This is a genomic window from Sphingomonas phyllosphaerae (assembly GCF_029623345.1).
Classification (GTDB): Bacteria; Pseudomonadota; Alphaproteobacteria; order Sphingomonadales; family Sphingomonadaceae; genus Sphingomonas; species Sphingomonas phyllosphaerae_C.
Genome location: NZ_JAPYKH010000004.1, coordinates 141,775 through 157,167, shown reverse-complemented (window position 1 = coordinate 157,167; position 15,393 = coordinate 141,775). Strand labels below are relative to the sequence as shown.

General features: G+C 69.6%; 15 protein-coding genes. 6 read left to right on the top strand and 9 right to left on the bottom strand.

Going from position 1 to position 15,393, the window contains the following annotated elements:
* Window positions 1-54 precede the first annotated feature (54 nt).
* From QBJ89_RS05715 to QBJ89_RS05705, 3 genes are read right to left on the bottom strand one after another with little or no spacing between them, the layout of a single operon-like run.
* Window positions 55-963 carry a prephenate/arogenate dehydrogenase family protein gene (locus tag QBJ89_RS05715; RefSeq protein ID WP_277979567.1) on the bottom strand — a complete coding sequence of 303 codons (909 nt, stop codon included), beginning with the start codon at window positions 961-963 and terminating at the stop codon, window positions 55-57.
* Entirely contained in the window at window positions 963-2,111 is a 1,149-nt protein-coding gene (gene hisC / locus QBJ89_RS05710) for a histidinol-phosphate transaminase (RefSeq protein ID WP_277979566.1), read from the bottom strand. The genes QBJ89_RS05715 and hisC overlap by 1 nt, the downstream gene beginning before the upstream one ends.
* 48 nt (window positions 2,112-2,159) lie before the next feature.
* On the bottom strand, window positions 2,160-2,993 hold the full coding sequence (locus QBJ89_RS05705; RefSeq protein WP_277979565.1) for a formate/nitrite transporter family protein: 834 nt from the start codon (window positions 2,991-2,993) through the stop codon (window positions 2,160-2,162).
* Window positions 2,994-3,097: 104 nt separating this feature from the next.
* Here QBJ89_RS05705 and metX point away from each other — a divergent pair, with 104 nt between their 5' ends.
* From metX to QBJ89_RS05690, 3 genes are read left to right on the top strand one after another with little or no spacing between them, the layout of a single operon-like run.
* Window positions 3,098-4,228, top strand: coding sequence for a homoserine O-acetyltransferase MetX (metX, locus tag QBJ89_RS05700; RefSeq protein ID WP_277979564.1), 1,131 nt, complete (start codon window positions 3,098-3,100; stop codon window positions 4,226-4,228).
* Entirely contained in the window at window positions 4,225-4,824 is a 600-nt protein-coding gene (gene metW / locus QBJ89_RS05695; RefSeq protein ID WP_277979563.1) for a methionine biosynthesis protein MetW, read from the top strand. Before metX ends, metW begins: the two co-directional genes overlap by 4 nt.
* A gap of 45 nt (window positions 4,825-4,869) precedes the next feature.
* Window positions 4,870-5,271 (top strand): response regulator, encoded by a 402-nt coding sequence (locus QBJ89_RS05690; protein ID WP_277979562.1) that lies wholly within the window; start codon window positions 4,870-4,872, stop codon window positions 5,269-5,271.
* On the opposite strand, the gene QBJ89_RS05685 is transcribed toward QBJ89_RS05690, so the two are convergent.
* From QBJ89_RS05685 to QBJ89_RS05670, 4 genes are all read right to left on the bottom strand, one after another.
* Window positions 5,249-6,730, bottom strand: coding sequence for a sensor histidine kinase (locus QBJ89_RS05685; protein ID WP_277979687.1), 1,482 nt, complete (start codon window positions 6,728-6,730; stop codon window positions 5,249-5,251). The genes QBJ89_RS05690 and QBJ89_RS05685 overlap by 23 nt on opposite strands.
* A gap of 435 nt (window positions 6,731-7,165) precedes the next feature.
* Window positions 7,166-8,422, bottom strand: a complete 1,257-nt coding sequence (locus QBJ89_RS05680; RefSeq protein WP_277979561.1) for an NAD(P)/FAD-dependent oxidoreductase — start codon at window positions 8,420-8,422, stop codon at window positions 7,166-7,168.
* A gap of 25 nt (window positions 8,423-8,447) precedes the next feature.
* A complete protein-coding gene (locus tag QBJ89_RS05675) occupies window positions 8,448-8,765 on the bottom strand; it encodes a 2Fe-2S iron-sulfur cluster-binding protein (RefSeq protein ID WP_277979560.1) in 318 nt (105 codons plus the stop codon).
* A 74-nt stretch (window positions 8,766-8,839) separates the two neighbouring features.
* Window positions 8,840-11,284 (bottom strand): TonB-dependent receptor, encoded by a 2,445-nt coding sequence (locus QBJ89_RS05670; protein ID WP_277979559.1) that lies wholly within the window; start codon window positions 11,282-11,284, stop codon window positions 8,840-8,842.
* A 211-nt stretch (window positions 11,285-11,495) separates the two neighbouring features.
* Between QBJ89_RS05670 and QBJ89_RS05665 the strand changes: the two genes are divergently transcribed.
* The 3 genes from QBJ89_RS05665 (at window position 11,496) to QBJ89_RS05655 (ending at window position 13,339) form a co-directional block, all read left to right on the top strand.
* Window positions 11,496-11,876, top strand: a complete 381-nt coding sequence (locus QBJ89_RS05665) for a hypothetical protein (protein WP_277979558.1) — start codon at window positions 11,496-11,498, stop codon at window positions 11,874-11,876.
* A 113-nt stretch (window positions 11,877-11,989) separates the two neighbouring features.
* Complete coding sequence (locus QBJ89_RS05660) at window positions 11,990-12,319, top strand: UrcA family protein (RefSeq protein ID WP_277979557.1); 330 nt, start codon at window positions 11,990-11,992, stop codon at window positions 12,317-12,319.
* A 93-nt stretch (window positions 12,320-12,412) separates the two neighbouring features.
* Window positions 12,413-13,339 carry an MBL fold metallo-hydrolase gene (locus QBJ89_RS05655; protein WP_277979556.1) on the top strand — a complete coding sequence of 309 codons (927 nt, stop codon included), beginning with the start codon at window positions 12,413-12,415 and terminating at the stop codon, window positions 13,337-13,339.
* 184 nt (window positions 13,340-13,523) lie between these two features.
* On the opposite strand, the gene QBJ89_RS05650 is transcribed toward QBJ89_RS05655, so the two are convergent.
* Both QBJ89_RS05650 and QBJ89_RS05645 read right to left on the bottom strand, forming a co-directional pair.
* Window positions 13,524-14,471 carry a Vgb family protein gene (locus tag QBJ89_RS05650; RefSeq protein WP_431522512.1) on the bottom strand — a complete coding sequence of 316 codons (948 nt, stop codon included), beginning with the start codon at window positions 14,469-14,471 and terminating at the stop codon, window positions 13,524-13,526.
* Complete coding sequence (locus QBJ89_RS05645; RefSeq protein WP_277979555.1) at window positions 14,468-15,361, bottom strand: sterol desaturase family protein; 894 nt, start codon at window positions 15,359-15,361, stop codon at window positions 14,468-14,470. The genes QBJ89_RS05650 and QBJ89_RS05645 overlap by 4 nt, the downstream gene beginning before the upstream one ends.
* Between the last annotated feature and the right edge of the window lie 32 nt (window positions 15,362-15,393).

Sequence of the window (15,393 nt, the reverse complement as noted above, 5' to 3'; positions counted from 1 at the left end):
CGGTGGAGGCTGAAACGGATTCAGCAGAACGGCTCTCTGTCGGAGGAGGTGCCCTCAGTCGTGCCGGCGGCCGAAGTCGGCGGCGGCGTCGTCCTGGCCCTGGTCGACGATCGACCGGCGGATCGCGCGCGTCCGCGCGAAACGGTCGTACAGCGCGTCGCCGTCACCCCAGCGGATCGCGCGCTGCAGCTGGCTGAGATCCTCGCTGAAGCGCTGGAGCATCTCCAGCACCGCCTCCTTGTTGGCGAGGAAGACGTCGCGCCACATCACCGGGTCGGACGCGGCGATGCGGGTGAAGTCGCGAAAGCCGCCGGCGGAGAATTTGATCACCTCCGATTCGGTGACCTGGCCGAGATCATCCGCGGTGCCGACGATCGTATAGGCGATCAGGTGCGGCAGGTGGCTCGTCACCGCCAGCACGCGATCATGGTGGTCGGGCGCCATCCGCTCGACGTCGGCGCCGAGGCGGTGCCAGAATTCCTCGACCCGCGCCACCGCCAGCGGATCGCTCTCCGCCAGCGGGGTGACGATGCACCAGCGGCCGCGGAACAAGGAGGCGAAGCCCGCCTCGGGGCCGCTCTGCTCGGTCCCTGCCACCGGGTGCGCGGGCACGACGCGCTCGGGCGGCAGCACCGCGGCGAGCGCCTGCGCCACCGCGGTCTTGCAGCTGCCGACGTCGCTGACGATCGCGTCAGCGGGCAGCTCCTCGGCGATCTCGGCGGCGACCGCGCCCATCGCGCCGACCGGCACGCACAGGATGACGAGATCGGCGTCGGTCACCGCCGCGGCAGCGCTGTCGGCGACGTCGTCGACCAGATCGACCCGCCGCGCGGTCTCGCGCACCTCTGCGCTGGCGTCATGTCCGGTGAGCCGCACCGTCGGCAGATACTGGCGCACCGCGCGCGCCACCGACGAGCCGATCAGCCCGAGCCCGATGACGGTGACGCGGCTGAACGGCAGCATCAGCCGCGCTCGATCCCGGCGTCGGCCGCCTCTGCGTGCACCGGCGCGGTGCCGCGCTCGACCAGCGCGCGCAGCGCCGCGGCGACGCCGCGCGTCTCGTCCTCGGTGCCGATGGTGATGCGCAGGCCCTGCGCGAGCCCTTGGCCGGGCAGCCAGCGGACGATATAGCCCGCGTCCATCAGCCCCTTGTAGGCGGTCTCCGCGGTCAGCGCGCCGTCGAACACGACCAGCACGAAATTTGCCTCGCTCGGGATCGAGCGCAGCCCGGCGTTGCCCAGCTTGGCGATCTCGTCGACGAACCAGGCGCGCCAGACCGCGTTGTGCGCGCGCGTGTGCTCGACGAACGCGCGATCCTGGATCGCGGCGACGGCGGCGCGCTGGCCACCGATGGTCATGTTGAACGGCAGCCGGATGCGGTGCAGCGCCTGGACGATGTCGGCATGCGCATAGCCCCAGCCGATGCGCTCCGCGGCGAGCCCGTGGATTTTGGAGAAGGTGCGCGTCACCAGCACGTTGGATGCGGTTGCGGCGAGCTCGAGCCCGCCATCGTCGTCCTCGTCGGCGAGATATTCGGCATAGGCCTGGTCGAGCACCAGCAGCACCGTCGGCGGCAGCGCGGCGTGGAGCCGCGCGATCTCGGCGCGCGGCGCGAAGGTGCCGGTCGGGTTGTTGGGGTTGGCGACGTAGACGACGCGCGTGCGCTCGCTGACACAGGCGAGGATCGCATCGACGTCGGTGGCATAATCGCGATCGGGCGCGATCACTGGGGTGGCGCCGACGCGCCGCGCCGCGATCTCGTACACCGCGAAGCCGTAGCGGACGAAGATCACCTCGTCGCCCGGCCCGGCGAAGGCGCCCGCGGCGAGGTGGAGGATCTCGTCCGAGCCGTTGCCGTAGATGATCCGCGCCGGGTCGAGTCCGAAGCGCGCCGCGATCGCCTCGCGCACGATCGTTCCGCTCGCGTCGGGATAGCGTTCGAGCGAGTCGGCCGCCGAGGCGAAGGCGGCGCGCGCCGCGGGCGAGGTGCCGAGCGGGTTCTCGTTCGAGCTGAGCTTGGCGACCTTGCGCCCGTCGTCAGTGGTGGAGCGCCCCGGAACATAGGGGGCGATGTCCATGATCCAGGACTTGGGGCGGGGCGCGTCACTCATGCGCGATCGGGTAGCCGGTGTGAGGCGGCGGGGGAAGAGGGCGGGGCGTCACAGCTCCTGGCGCACCTGCGCGTGCGCGAGCAGCGCGAACAGCCCGGTGCCGCCAATCACGTTGCCGATCAGCGCGGGCAAGATCAGCCCGACGAGCGCGTGCGTGAAGCTCACCTCGCCCGCGAGGGCGAGCAGCCACGCCTCGCCCGAGCCCGCCACGACATGCGCGAAACCGCCCAAAGCGATGAAATAGGTGAGCAGGAACACTACCCAGAATTCCTGCCCGCGCGACGAGGGCAGCGCCCAGGGCACCGCCGCGATCAGGAAGCCGGCGGGGATGCCGAGCCGCAGCGTCGCCCAGAAATCATGCGCGAGTAGCTCACGCGACGTCTCCAGCATCGCCGCGCCGCCCTCGGGCGAGCCGATCAGGCGATAGTGAACCAGTCCCGCGATCAGGAGCGTGCCGAGCAGGTTGGTGCCGAACACCAGCGCCCACAGCCGCAGCAGCCGCGCGAAATTGCCGAGGCTCGGATGGGTCGCCACCGGGATCACCGCGGACAGCGTGCTCTCGGTGAAAAGCTGAAGTCGCCCGAGGATTACCACGAGGAAGCCGAGCGTGTAGCCGACGCTGGTCACCAGCGGCGTCCAGCCTGCCTCCGGCAGGTCGCGCGCGATCAGCGACTTGCCCAGGATCGAGGCGCTGATTGCGACCCCGCCCGCGAGTCCCGACCAGACCAGCGACCAGCTCGGCCGTTCCAGCTCCTCGTCGCCGGCACGGCGGATCACCTCGTGGACCACGCGCGGGCTGACCGACTGGCGCTGCTCCACCGCGGCGCGCTCGTCGGGATCGAGATCGATGTCGCGCTCGCGCGCCGCGGCGTCGTCCGCCATGAAGGGGCTCCCCGCGTCGGGGTGACGCGCTACGCCAACGCGGCGCAGCCGTGCGCGGGTCCGGCTCGACTTGGGCGGGGCGGCGCGGGTAAAGCGGCTGCCCGATGCTCACCACGCCCTCCTCGCTGGACCAGCGCTTCGGCCTGTCGCGTCACGTCGTGCTGCCGGGGCCGTTGCGGCTCGACGGCGGCGCCCTGCTCGCGCCGGTCGAGATCGCCTATGAGACCTATGGCACGCTCGCGCCCGACGGCGGCAACGCGCTGCTGATCTGTCACGCGCTCACCGGCGACCATCACGTTGCCTCGGCACATCCGCGAACCGGCAAGCCGGGCTGGTGGCAGCGCATGGTCGGCCCAGGCCGCCCGATCGATACCGACCGCTTCTTCGTGATCTGCGCCAACGTGCTCGGTAGCTGCATGGGCAGCTCGGGGCCGGCGAGCGCCGATGCGGCGACCGGGCGGCCGTACGCGATGGCGTTCCCGGTCATCACGATCCGCGACATGGTGCGCGCGCAGGCGCTGCTGCTCGACCATCTCGGCGTGGCGAGGCTCGCCGCAGTGGTGGGCGGATCGATGGGCGGGATGCAGGCGCTGAGCTGGGCGGCGACCTTCCCGGAGCGGCTCGACGCCTGTCTCGTCATCGCCTCCACCGCGCGCCACACCGCGCAGAACATCGCCTTCCACGAAGTGGGGCGCCAGGCGATCATGGCCGACCCGAATTGGGCGGGTGGTGACTATTACGACGGCATGCCTCCCGCCGCGGGGCTGGCGGTGGCGCGGATGGCGGCGCACATCACCTATCTCTCCGAAGCGGGGCTGACCGAGAAGTTCGGGCGACGGCTCCAGGCGCGCGAGCAGAAGTCGTTCGGCTTCGACGCCGATTTTCAGGTGGAGAGCTACCTGCGCCACCAGGGCCTGGCCTTCACCGACCGGTTCGACGCCAACTCCTATCTCTACATCACCCGCGCGATGGATTATTTCGACCTCGCCGAGGAGCATGGTGGGCTGCTCGCCAACGCTTTCCGCGCCGCGCGCGCGCGCTTCTGCCTCGTCAGCTTCGACACCGACTGGCTGTACCCCACCGCCGAGTCGCGCGCGATCGTCCAGGCACTGGTGGCGGCGAGAGCCCCCGCCAGCTTCGTCGAGCTGTCGAGCCCTTATGGCCACGACGCCTTCCTGCTGGATTCGGCCGAGCTCGACCGCGTGATCGGCGGCTTCCTCGGGACCGGCGCGTGAGCCTGCGCCCCGATCTCGCGATCATCGCCGCGCACGTGCCGCCGGGCGCGCGCGTGCTCGACGTCGGCTGCGGCGACGGCGAGCTGATGAAGGCGCTGCGCGACACCAAAAGCGTCGACGCGCGCGGGCTCGAGCTCGACCCGCGCAACGTCGCCGCCGCGGTGTCGCGCGGACTGTCGGTGATCCAGGGCGACGCCGACACCGACCTCGCCGGCTATCCCGACCAGAGCTTCGACTACGCCATCCTGAGCCAGACGCTGCAAACCGCGCGCGCGCCCGACCGTGTGCTCGACGAATTGCTGCGGATCGGGCGCCACGCCTTCGTCAGCTTCCCCAACTTCGCGCACTGGCGGGTGCGGTTGTCGCTGCTGTGGGGCGGCCGGATGCCGGTGACGCGGCTGCTGCCCGAGCGCTGGTACGACACCCCCAATATCCACCATCTCACCGTGGACGATTTCCGCGCGCATCTCGCCGAGCGCGGTGTGGCGACCGAAAACGCCTGGTTCCTGTCGGGCGACAAGCGCACCGGCAGTGCGGCGGCGAACTTCCTCGCCGAGCATGCGGTTTTCCTGCTGCGCCGGAACCCTGCCGATTGATCGGGGTTAATCCGAGCCAACCACCGGAGTAATCGAAGCGACGTCATGCCCAACACCGCGCTCATCGTTGAGGACGAGATCTTCGTCGCGCTCGACCTCGAGCGGATCCTTGAGGACGCGGGATTCGTGGTCGCCGCGATCGCGGCGGATGCGGAGAGCGCTTATCGCGCCGCGCCGGGCTGTCAGTTCGCCTTCGTCGACGTCAACTTGCGCGACGGCGCAACCGGGCCCGTGATCGCCGAGCGGATTGCGCGCGAATATGGCGTCAAGGTGGTGTTCGTCACGGCCAACCCCGGGCAGATCACCGACCCCGGCAGTGCGCTCGGCTATATTCGCAAGCCGTTCAACGATGAGGCGATCCTCAGTGCGGCGCTGACCGCGACCGAGATGGCGCCGGCCGATGCGGCGACGCCTTCCGAGTTCGTCAGGTGGCCGCGGCGCGGCTGAACGCGGGCAGCGGCACTGTCACCACCAACTCCAGCCCGTCCGGATGCCAGGTGCGCGTCACCGCGCCGCCGAGCTGTCGCACCGCGCTGAGTTCGATCAGCTGGCTGCCGAAGCCGCCCCCCGGCGGGGGTAAGTCGAGGGGAGGACCGTCGCGCTCGCGCCAGTCGAGGCGTACCGTGCCGTCGCCGCGCGCCACCGCGAGGTCGATCCAGCCGTGCTCGGCCGACAGCGCGCCATATTTGCTCGCGTTGGTGGCGAGCTCGTGGAACAGCAGCGCGAGCGGCGTGGCGGCGCGATCGTCGACCGCGACGTCGTCGCCACTGATCGTGATGCGCTCGCCCGCCACGCGCTGATACGGGGCGAACAGCTCGCCGAGCAGGCCGTGGAGGCTGTCCTGCGCGCGGTTTGGGCGGGACTCGTTGCTGTGCGGCCGGACGAAATCATGCGCGCGGCCCAGCGCGATGATACGCTGGCGCAGGTCGTTGGCGACGGTCGCCAGCTCGGGATGCGCGCGCGCGGCGAAGTGGATCAGCCCCGAGATCACCGAGAAGATGTTTTTGATGCGGTGGCTCAGCTCCTGGCTGACCACCTCGCGCTCCTCAAGCGCCAATTTCTGCTCGTGGATGTCGGTGCAGGTACCGAACCAGCGCGTGATCGCGCCGTGGCGATCGCGGATCGGCAGCGCGCGGCCGAGCACCCAGCGATAGGTGCCGTCGGCGTGACGCAGCCGATACTCGATCTGATAGGCCTCGCCGGTCTCGAGCGAGTGGCGCCACACCGCCCAGGCGCGCGCCTGATCGTCGGGGTGGAACACGCCGTTCCACTCGTCGCCGTCGGTCGTGCCCTCGGGCATGCCGGTGAACTCGTACCAGCGCGCGTTATAATAATCGTGATAGCCGTCGGGCAGCGTTGACCACACCATCTGCGGCATCGTGTCCGCCAGCGTGCGGAAGCGCGTTTCGCTCTCGGCGGCAGCGCGGCGTGCTTCGCCCGCGGCCTCGCGCCACGCCGCGTCGTCGCGCGAGCCGCGCAGCCGCGCCATCACGTCGGCGGCGAGTACGCGCAGCCCGTCGCGCTGCAACGCCGTCAGTCCCTCCGGGCGCGGCGCCATATCGAGCACGCACAAAGCGCCGAGCGGGACGCCGTCGTCGGCCACCAGCGGCATTCCGGCGTAGAAACGCACGCCCGGGTCACGCAGCAGCGGGTTGCCGAGAAAGCGCTCGTCCGCGGTCAGGTCGGGGAAGACGGTGACGTCCTCCTCCCACATCGCGTGCGCGCAGAAGGATTCGGAGCGCTTGGTGCCGTCCATGTCGGTGCCGGTCGCCGCGAGGAAGGTCTGGTCGGCCTCCTCGATCAGCGTGATCAGCGCGATAGGCGCAGCGCACAGCTGCGCGGCGAAGTCGGTGATCTGGCGCAACGCGGCCGAGCGGCGCAGCGTGGCGAGGTTGAGCGAGTCGATCGTCGCACGACGCCGCGCCTCGTCGACCCGCCAACCGCGCGCGGCGATCCCGGACCTACCGGGCTCGATCACACTGCCGGGCGACGCGCCCACGCTAAGCGCGCCCACGCGCGCAGGCCGGCGAACAGCGGTAGAAAACGGAGTTGTCGCCGAAATTCGCCGTAAGATCAGAGGGATAAAACATCGACTTTGTCGCAATCTGAGAAAGTGCCGGTCACGCTACCACGCGGTAGGTGACCTATCGAGCGTTCTGCGGGCAACACCGCTTATCTTCAACGCTCAGCGGGATAAAACGCCGCAACACCCCGAATAGCGCCGTAGCGAGCCGAGAAGCGCGAATGCGATACGTACCTGTCCGGGATGGGCCAGGGGCGCGCAGCGCCGCTTCGACGATGATGAGACGAGCGAAACGGTGTCCGCCCGACCGCCTCCCGCCTAGGCCGCACGGATCGGAACGATGCCCTCGCTCTGAAGCGCCTGGATAAGCGGAATAGCCGTGTCGACGATCAGGTCGGACCGCACCTCGACGCCCGACTCGACCAGCTTGCGCCCCTGCACATAGTCCTTTGTGGCGTTGACGCAGTCGAGCGCGATGACCCGGCCCTGGCGGAGGTAGATCACCGAGAAGGAACGCGCGGCGACGGTGCCGCGCAGCACCGCGAGATCGTGTCCCGCGGCGAGGCCGACCGTCTGCAGGCGCAGGTCATATTGGTTCGACCAGAACCACGGCACCGCGTAATAAGGATGCGCGACGCCGACGATCGCACGCGCGACCGTGCCCGCCATGTCATTGGCGTTCTGCACCGACTCCAGCCGGATCCGCGCGCCGTCGGCGAAGGCGTTGGCGTGCGTGGCACAGTCGCCGATCGCGTAGACGTCGGTCAGACTGGTCCGGCACAGCGCATCGACCTCCACGCCGTTGCCGCCGCGCGCGCCGGCGGCGAGGAGCGGTGCCACCGCCGGGACGATGCCAACGCCGACGATCACCAGGTCTGCCGGGACGAGCTCGCCCGAGGTGAGGCGCACCCCGCAGGCGGCGCCGTCATGCTCCTCGATGCCGTGGACGGTGGTGCCGAGCCGCAGCGTCACCCCGCGCGACCGATGCTCGGCCTCAAGGAAGCGCGCCAGCATCGTCCCCGACATGCGTGCGAGGACGTGCTGCTGCGCCTCGATCAGCGTCACTTCCTTGCCGGCGCCGACCAGCACCGCCGCGGCCTCGAGCCCGATATAACCGCCCCCGATCACGACGACCCGGCGCGCCGCGGGAAGCTCGCTCGACAGGAGATCGGCGTCCGCGCGCGAGCGCACCGAGTGCACCCGCGCGAGCGCGGCCCCCGGGCAGTCGAGCCGGCGCGCCGCCCCGCCGGTTGCCCAGACGAGGCGACGATAGCCGATGCTGCTGCCGTCCGCCGCGGTGACGCGGCGCGCCGCGGGGTCGACCGCGACGATGCGACAGCCCGGCCTGAGGTCGACCGTCTTTTCCTGCCAGAAGGCGGCCGGCCGGATCAGCAGACGCTCGAAGCTCTTCTCACCGGCGAGATACGCCTTGGTCAGCGGCGGTCGCTCGTACGGCAGCTCGTGCTCGTCTCCGATCAGCGCGATCGTGCCCTGGTAGCGGAGCTGGCGCAGCGCGATCGCCGTCTGGGCACCGGCCTGGCCGGCTCCCACGATCACGACGTCATAGTCGCTCACCGCCGCCTCGCTCACCGCCGCACGCTCACGACTCCGGGGCGATCGTCACGCGGAGGCCGTCGAGCCGCTCGTCAAACGCGATCTGGCAGCCCAGCCGCGACGTCGGCGCGACATGGTCGAGCCCGTCGAGCAGCTCGCGCTCGGCCTCGCTGGGTGGCGGTAGGGTGAGCGCCTGCGCGGGATCGACGATGACGTGACAGGTCGCGCAGGAGAGCGAGCCGCCGCACGCCGCCAGCAGCTCGTCGATGCCGTTGTCGCGGATCACCTCCATCACCGAGAGGCCGGCATCGGCGGGGAGCGGCCGGGTGGCGCCGTCGCGGGTGGTCACGATCAGAGAGGCCATGGGTAGTTCCTGCTGGGTGTGAAGGAGCGACCGGGCGCCGCGCTCGTCCGCCGGGAGCGAGGCGCCGGCAGCGATCAATAATGGAAGCGGAAGTCGATCCCGACGCGGCGCGGGGTCAGCACGCCGCGCGCATAATAGCGCTCCACCACATCGGTGCGGACCTGGTTGAGCGACGAGATATCGTTGCTGATCGCGGTCACTGCATATTTGTTGGTGAGGTTGTCGGCGAAGAGGCCGATCTCGAACTGCTTGCTGACATAGTTGAGCGAGGCGCTGTGCGTGACATAGCCGGGTATCGCCTCGCCGTTGCCGCGCAGCCCGACGCGCGAGTAGATCTCGCCGCGATAGATCGTCGCCCAGATCGCCTCGATCTTGCGGTCCTGGTCGAGCGCGTGGCTGTAGATCACCTGCGCGCTGCCCGAGTTCTTGGCCGAGCCCGGCAGTCGGTCTCCCTCGAAGGCGTCGTAGCGGACGCCCTGGCTCACGACGAGCCCGGTGACGTCCTGGGTGAGATGCGCGTCGACGTAGGAATAGGTGCCGATCACGGTCAGTTCGCGAAGGGGGCGCAGCGTGGCCTGCACGTCGAAGCCGCGCGAGACCGCGTCGGCGCCGTTCACGGTGATGCCGATCGCGCCGTTGACGGTCTGGCTCGGCACCTGGACCCCACTCCAGTTGATCTCATAGCCGTCGACGGTCAGCTGGAGGCGCTTGTCGAAGAGGCTGGCGCGAAGGCCGATCTCCTTGTTGCGGGTGCGGTCGGGGCCGTAGACCAGCTCGTTGGGCAACGCGCAGAGGTTCTGCCCGGCGGGCAGCGGCTGGATGCAGGGGACGACCCGGTTGACACCGCCCACGCGATAGCCGGTCGAGTAGGTGAAATAGGCGAGCAGCCCCTCGCCGAACTTGTAGGAGGTGTTCGCCTTCCAGACGAGGCCGTCCTTGGCAGTGTCACCGGTGCGGATCCGGCTCGGGTCGATCGTGAAGGAGGGGTAGGGCATGCGGGCCAGCCCGCCGCTCAACAGCGGCAAGTCGGACCCGCCGCTGACCTCGGCGTCATATTTGAAATAGCGCAGGCCCCCGGTCACCTGCCACGCCTGGGTGAGGTGGAGCGTGCCCTCGCCGTAAGCCGCCTTCTCCACTGTCTTGCTGTTGACCTGCGAGATATATTCGAGGTTGTCCGGCCGCGGGATGTCGAAATATTCGGCGAAACCGGGTGTGTACTCCTGCCGGTTGCTGTCGAACTTGAGCCGGTTGTAGAAGCCGCCGATCACCCAGTTGAACGGGCCGCCGTGTGTCGAGACGAGCCGGACCTCCTGGTTGAACTGCTTATAATGCTGCTCGTTGTCGGCATAGGAGGAGAATTGCGGGAAGGCTTCGTAGCCATAGTCGAGGTCGAGCAGCAGGTCGGTGTTGTCGTCCACCGAGGTGATGTGCTGCTTGGTATAGGCTGTGGTGCTGACGAGCTGCGCGATGCCGCCGAGATTGATGTCGAACTCCGCCGCGAACAGATCGGCGTTGCGCTCGACCGGCTCGAGATAGCGCCACGGTCCCTCGTAGCGGCCGGTACCGAGCACGCCGGCGGCATTGGCCTGGCGCCCACCGGTCTTGGTGTTCTGGTGCGCGTAGGTGAGATACGCCTTGATGTTGGGATTATACTCCAGCAGCAGCTGATTGCGCGTGGTGAAGGTGTGCTCATAGTTCACATCCTTCTTGCGCTTGAAGTTGCTGCCGTAATTGCCCGTGTCGAGCGAGCCGGTCGAGGTGTCTGTGGCGCGGCCGGGCTGCGGGTCCGAGACGCCGGGCTCTTGCAGCAGATAGTTGTAATCGATGAAGCCGGCGTTGGCATAATAACCGGTGGCGGTACGGAACGCGATGTGATCGCGCACGATCGGGACGTTGAGCGCGACGTCGCCAACCGCGCCGAAATCGTCGGAATACGATTGCGCATAGCCGCGGCCGTGGACGTCGAGGCTGAAGCGGTCGGTCTCGGGCCGGTTGGGCAGGTAACGCACCGCGCCGGCGAGCGTGCCGAGACCGTAGAGCGTGCCCTGCGGCCCCTGGAGCACCTCGACCCGGTTGATGTCGATCAGCTTGAAGTCGAGGTAGAGCGGCACTTCGCCGAGATAGACCCCCACCGCATTGCCGCTGTCGGCGCCGCCGACGCTGGTGTCGCCCGACGAGATGCCGCGCAGGATGATCCCGCCGGTCGAGCCCGGGCCGGTGTCCGCGACGGTCACGCCGGGCGTGAACGACGCGAGCGAGCGGATGTCATCGAGCCGCTGCGACGCGATCGTCTCGGCGGAGACCGCGCTGATATTGATCGGTGCGTCCTGCAGCGTCGTGCGCCGCCGGCTGCCAGTGACGACGATCTCGTTGCCGTCGATCGCGGCGGCGGTGTCGTCGGGTGCGGCGGTGGTCGGTGCCGCACCGGTCGCGGCCTCCTGCGCCAGCGCCGGTCCACCGGCGACGCCCATCAGCGCGGTCGCGCACAGCCACCCTGCGCGGGAGAAACGTCCTGCCATCAAAGCCCCCAATCGGTACGTTGAACGAGTCGCCCCTCCGCGACTGTCGGCCGGCGTCGGCCCTCGCACGGAGCCGATCGCTGCGGTGCGAGATTGTTGGCACCCGCGGCAAATCGATATGGGGTGTTTGACGTAAGCGGTCGCGCCGGCGCTGGCGCCTACGTCAATTGGCGCATGTCGGTTGTGCCAGGCCGCGCGCTATGCCGATCGCATGGTCCGATCCTTCCTTCTCGCGCTGAGCGGCTGCGCTGCCCTCTGCGTCGGACTGCCCGCGGCGGCGGAGCGCACGCCCACCGCGCGGCTGGTCCATTGCGGCGGCGAGACCTGCCTGCGGCTCTCGGGCCGGCGTGTCGGCGCGGCGACCGCGGTGCGGGTGGACGGCCGCGACCTGCCCGTCGTCGGCGAGCGCTCCTGGCAGGTGACGGTGCCGCTCGCCGAGGCGAGGAGCTGGCGGCTCATCCGCGGCTATGCGGTGCCGATCACGCTGGTCGATCGCGCGAGCGGGGCGGAGCGCATGCTGGCGGTGCCGGTACCGCCCGGCGCGCTCGGCGCGCGTATGGAGCTGGCGTCGCTGATCGTCCGCGCGCGCTGACCCCGCGCGGGACGCTACGTTCTTCGCCCCGCGCTTGTGCCGGCGCAGGCGCGATCCTACATGGCTGCGACCCGATCGCCGGAGAGCGATGGGCAGCGATGCAGGAGATGAGGATGAAGATCGGTCTGGCCGCATGTGCCGCAATCCTGATGGCCACGCCCGCGCTCGCCGCGCCCGGCGCGGACCCGCTCTCGGCCGAGAGCAGCGTGCTCAACCTGCGCGGCATCGATCTCACCAGCGTCGAGGGGCAGCAGCGTCTCGCCATCCGCATGGATCGGGTCGCCGATACCGTTTGCGGGCAGGGGATGAGCAGTGTCCATCTCGCGCTCGCCGCACAGGCGCGTGAGTGCCGCAGCGATGTGCTCAGCGACATGCGCAGCCGAGTCGCCGCGGCGACCGCGGCGCGGGACCTTGGCGGCGCGACCCAGCTCGCGATGCGCTGAGCGGCGGACGCGAGTGGTCGCCGGCCGATTGCTCGCGCCGCCTCGTCAAACGGCGTATGGTGACGGGTGAACCGGCGGGGCACGCTCCGGCTCATGTCCCGTTCCTTCCTGTATCGCATCGAGCGCCGGGTGTTGACCCGGCCGCGCCCGTTCGCTCGCGTGCTCGTCGCCTCCCTCCTGCTCGGCGCGGCGCCGGCGCCGTTCCCGCGCTTCGCTCCTTGGATCGACGGCACCGCCGACGAGGCCGAGACTCAGGTGCAGCGGATCGATCCGGACACGTTCGTCATCCGCCAGTCGGTGCGGACGAATTTCGAGGCGCCTTTCCTCTACCTGCTGTTCGGCCGCGACCGCGCGCTGCTGATCGACACGGGGGCGGGCGGGCTGCGGGTGCGACCTACCGTCGACCGGCTGATCGCGACATGGCGCGGCGCGCACGCCAACCGGACGGTCCGACTGATTGTCGCGCACTCGCACGGCCACGGCGACCATCACGCCGGCGACGGCGAGTTCGCCGATCGGCCCGACACGCAGCTGGTCGGGCTGTCGCCCGGCGCGGTCGCGGCCTTCTTCGGCATCCGCGACTGGCCCGAGCAGGTCGGCCGCTACGATCTCGGCGGGCGCGTGCTGCGCATCGTCCCGACGCCGGGGCATGAGCCGGCGCACATCATGGTCTATGACGCCCGGACGCGGCTGCTCTTCTCCGGCGACATGCTGTATCCCGGCCGGCTCTACGTGCCGCGCGACCAGACCGCGGTGTTCCGTGCCAGCGCCGATCGGCTGGCGCGGTTCGCACGGCAATACCCTGTTCGCGCGCTGCTCGGCGCGCATGTCGAGATGACCCGCACGCCGAGCCAGGACTATGCGATGCGCGCGCCCGCCCACCCTGATGAGCACGGGCTCGCGCTCCCGCCCGCCGCAATTGACGAACTCCAACGGGCGGTGGCCAGCGCGTCTACGCCGGCAGAGATCGACCGACATGCCGATTTCATCGTCTACCCGGTCGCACCGCGCGCGCCCTAGGTTGATCGACACTCGGAGGGACTGGTCGATCCACCCTGTAGGAAGAGGTGGCAGTCCGTCGGGCTGACGGAGGGCAGTCACCGCTAGTGAAATCCAGCCACGTGCGCGGGCGGCGAGACTCCCGTCTTTGTGCGCGACGCCACCTCCCCTTGCAGCGGAGAATGTGCGCTTAGTGGATCAGCCGTCAGTCCCCGATCCGGCCGGGCTTCTTCCACCACGACAAGGTGTGCGCGTCATGCGCGCTGGTCCACAGCCCGGCGCGCGTGTAGCGCAGCGCTCCGCTGCCCGCCGCCCGGCCGACGCGCGCGGTGATTGCGAGCGAGAGCGGGTCGATGACCACGAAGGTCTGCCCGGCGGTGGTGCGCAGCCATACCTTGCCGCCGCCCGCGTCGATGTCGCCGTACTGAAGCGTCGCGTCGACCTTGACCCGTCCCGTCACGTCGCCGCTCGCCGGATCGATCCGAGCGACGGTGCCGTCGCCCTGCTCCTGCACCCACACCGCACCCTCGCCCGCGACCAGGAAGCCGGGCTCGCGCCCCAGCGCGGTGCGATGGACGACCTTGTTGCTGGCCGGATCGATCTTCTGCAGGCTCTGCCCCGCCGCACTGACGGCCCATAGCGCGCCCATGCCGAACGACAGATAGAAGGTGCCGGGATCCACCGCGATCGAGGCGGCGACGCGGTCGGTGGCGGGATCAATCCGCGCGACGGTACCCGCGGCGTCGCTCGCCACCCAGACCGAGCCGGCGCCGGCGCCCACGTTGAGCTCGCCCTTGGGATTGGCGATCCCGGTCGGGATGGTGGCGGTGATCGTGGCGGTGCGCAGGTCGATCCGGTTGACGCTGAGCGTGCTGCAGTCCGCCACCCAGAGCGAACCGGCAGCGATCGCCATCGCGCCGCACGGATGCGCCATCGCCACGTCGGCGAGCTTGCCGCGGCGCGACCAGCGCTCGACCCGGCCCTTGTTGGTGGCCCACACCGAGTCGCCGTCCACCGCGAGGAAATCCGCGAAGCCGGGGACCTGGATCACCTGCTCGCGCGGCGTCGCCGTCCAGCCCGGCGTCGGTGCCGCGCCCGCGAGCACCGCGGCGAGCGCGATCGTCGCCGCGCGCGTCGCTGCCCGCGCCGTCAAGCGGCGGCCTCCGCACCGTCGCGCTCGTGCTGGTCGTCGTGCGCCTTGTAGCGCGCGATCAGCGGCCGCGCGGGGAAGAGGAACTGCTCGCCGATCGATAGCCGCCGGCGCTCGTCCTGGCCGACGATCTCGGCCTCGCCCTCGCCGAAGGTACCGAAAATCCGATCCAGCAGGATCAGCGAGTTGCCGTAATTGCACCGAGTCTCTGCATAGCCGGTCGAATGGTGCAGGCTGTGGTGGCGGATGGTGGTGAAGACGAAGGCGTACCAGCGCGGCGGATCGAACCGCGTGTTGGCGTGCGCGAAGGTGGAGACCACCGCCAGCACGTTCAACGCGCAGAACATCGCGGCCTGCGGCAGGTCGAACAGCGCCAGCACGCTGAGACTGATCAGGAACAACTCGATCGGATTGCCGACCGCCCCTTTCATTGCGTTGAGCTGGGTGAGATGGTGGTGCGGCGCGTGGGTCGACCAGAAGAACGCCTGATTGTGCATCAGGCGGTGCATCCAATATTGCCCGAACTCGACGAGGAAGACGGCCAGCGCCACCTGGGCCACGAACGGCAGGTGCATCGCCCAAAGGGTTGTGATCCCGAGCCCGTGCTTCAGCGCGGTCAGCGGCTCGTCGGCGAGCGTCTTCGACGCCCAGGCGATCACGGTGTAGCTCAGCGTCACGTAGAAGACGTCGGTGAAGAACTCGCGCCAGGTGAGCCGCCAGCTGGCATGTCGCTCGTTGACCCACTCGAGCGCCTGGATCATCGCGGTGGTCGACAGCGTCGCGATCACGATCGACCAGGCGCTGCCCGTCCACGCCGCCGGCGCGAGCGCCCAGAACAGCAGCACGGCCGCGACCATCACCGGCTGCACGTAGCTCATCATCGCCTGCTTCATCGTCACCCGCTCGCACACATCAGAGTCGTGCC

Coding starts and splice junctions, on each gene's coding strand:
- metX (WP_277979564.1), top strand. CDS start 3,098: ATGCTCACCACGCCCTCCTCGCTGGACCAGCGCTTCGGCCTGTCGCGT.
- QBJ89_RS05670 (WP_277979559.1), bottom strand. CDS start 11,284: ATGGCAGGACGTTTCTCCCGCGCAGGGTGGCTGTGCGCGACCGCGCTG.
- QBJ89_RS05690 (WP_277979562.1), top strand. CDS start 4,870: ATGCCCAACACCGCGCTCATCGTTGAGGACGAGATCTTCGTCGCGCTC.
- QBJ89_RS05715 (WP_277979567.1), bottom strand. CDS start 963: ATGCTGCCGTTCAGCCGCGTCACCGTCATCGGGCTCGGGCTGATCGGC.
- QBJ89_RS05645 (WP_277979555.1), bottom strand. CDS start 15,361: ATGAAGCAGGCGATGATGAGCTACGTGCAGCCGGTGATGGTCGCGGCC.
- QBJ89_RS05705 (WP_277979565.1), bottom strand. CDS start 2,993: ATGGCGGACGACGCCGCGGCGCGCGAGCGCGACATCGATCTCGATCCC.
- QBJ89_RS05675 (WP_277979560.1), bottom strand. CDS start 8,765: ATGGCCTCTCTGATCGTGACCACCCGCGACGGCGCCACCCGGCCGCTC.
- QBJ89_RS05655 (WP_277979556.1), top strand. CDS start 12,413: ATGTCCCGTTCCTTCCTGTATCGCATCGAGCGCCGGGTGTTGACCCGG.
- QBJ89_RS05660 (WP_277979557.1), top strand. CDS start 11,990: ATGAAGATCGGTCTGGCCGCATGTGCCGCAATCCTGATGGCCACGCCC.
- QBJ89_RS05665 (WP_277979558.1), top strand. CDS start 11,496: ATGGTCCGATCCTTCCTTCTCGCGCTGAGCGGCTGCGCTGCCCTCTGC.
- hisC (WP_277979566.1), bottom strand. CDS start 2,111: ATGAGTGACGCGCCCCGCCCCAAGTCCTGGATCATGGACATCGCCCCC.